Raw genomic sequence first — 1,016 nt, forward strand, 5'->3', positions numbered from 1 at the left:
TTCCGGATGTTATGAGGTACAATAGAATTGACTAAAAATAATATACCAATGAAAGCATACTCAGTAGATTTGCGAGCCTTTCATAGTAGCAGCCCATCTAGATCAGAAGCTGTCGATCAGAAAAACAGCAGAAATATTTGCCTGCAGTAAAAGCTTAGTTCAAAAACTTGTCAAGCAACAAAAAATAGAAGGAAATTTACAGCCTAAACCCAGGGGGAAACCCAGATTAAGTCATTTAAATAACGGCTCAACAGAAGTAAGAGAAATAGTGGCAGCACATCCCGATGCAACCTTGGTAGAATTGTGTGAGTTATTCGCCCAAAAGACTGGAAATTGGGTAGGTAGAACAGCAATGTGTAGTGCCTTACAGAAGTTAGGATTAAATCGCAAAAAAAAACTATCAGGAGTAGCCAAGCAGGAACAGAAAGAGTCATGAAGTTAAGGTTAGAGTATTGGGAAAAAGTCAAGGACATCGAGCCAAAAAATTTAGTATTTTTAGATGAGACTGGAGTATTGCTAGGTTTAAGCCGAACTCATGCACGTTCTCAACTAGGAACTAGGGCCTATGCGGTCAAACCTTTTTATCGAGGCAAAAAAGTCACAGTAATTGGTGCAATTAGTCTCACGCAAATAGTGGCATTAATGACCCTAGATAACTCGATGGATAGCCAAGCATTTGAGGTGTTTACCCTTGAAACTTTTAGCGCCACAATTGTGGTCGGGAGCAGTAGACGTGAATTGATAATTTACCCGCGCATAAACTAGCTTCAATTAAGCCTATGATTGAAGCTATGGGTGCTTCAATCTTGTGTTTGTCCCCATACTCTCCTGATTTTAATCCAATTGAATTATGGTGGTCGCAACTCAAATCTTTATTGATCCAGTTTTCACCAACCACCACTAAAATGGTTGACACCATAATTGCTGTGGCTTTGGATTTAATGAATCCTCAACATCTCAAAAACTGGTTTACTAATTGCTGCTACTGTACCTCATAACATCTGGAAGTGCTGTAA

At 39.3% G+C, this 1,016-nt stretch carries 3 protein-coding genes; all 3 read left to right on the forward strand.

Annotated features, from left to right (window positions below; genetic code table 11):
• Positions 1–268: 268 nt before the first annotated feature.
• Genes QUA20_RS31875 through QUA20_RS32275 form a run of 3 tightly spaced genes read left to right on the forward strand, consistent with a single transcriptional unit; the run spans position 269 to position 998 of the window.
• The gene (locus tag QUA20_RS31875) at positions 269–436 is read left to right on the forward strand and encodes a hypothetical protein (protein WP_333194344.1); all 168 of its coding nucleotides are present in this window, start codon (positions 269–271) and stop codon (positions 434–436) included.
• Positions 433–765 carry a transposase gene (locus QUA20_RS31880; RefSeq protein WP_333194345.1) on the forward strand — a complete coding sequence of 111 codons (333 nt, stop codon included), beginning with the start codon at positions 433–435 and terminating at the stop codon, positions 763–765. The genes QUA20_RS31875 and QUA20_RS31880 overlap by 4 nt, the downstream gene beginning before the upstream one ends.
• A 26-nt stretch (positions 766–791) precedes the next feature.
• On the forward strand, positions 792–998 hold the full coding sequence (locus QUA20_RS32275; RefSeq protein WP_445304744.1) for a hypothetical protein: 207 nt from the start codon (positions 792–794) through the stop codon (positions 996–998).
• The last annotated feature ends 18 nt before the right edge of the window (positions 999–1,016 follow it).

Source organism: Microcoleus sp. Pol7_A1 (assembly GCF_036701085.1).
Lineage (GTDB): Bacteria > Cyanobacteriota > Cyanobacteriia > Cyanobacteriales > Microcoleaceae > Microcoleus > Microcoleus asticus.

Bases quoted from the DNA above. Each gene is read 5' to 3' on its own strand.
- QUA20_RS31880 (WP_333194345.1), top strand. From the start codon at position 433: ATGAAGTTAAGGTTAGAGTATTGGGAAAAAGTCAAGGACATCGAGCCA.
- QUA20_RS32275 (WP_445304744.1), top strand. From the start codon at position 792: ATGGGTGCTTCAATCTTGTGTTTGTCCCCATACTCTCCTGATTTTAAT.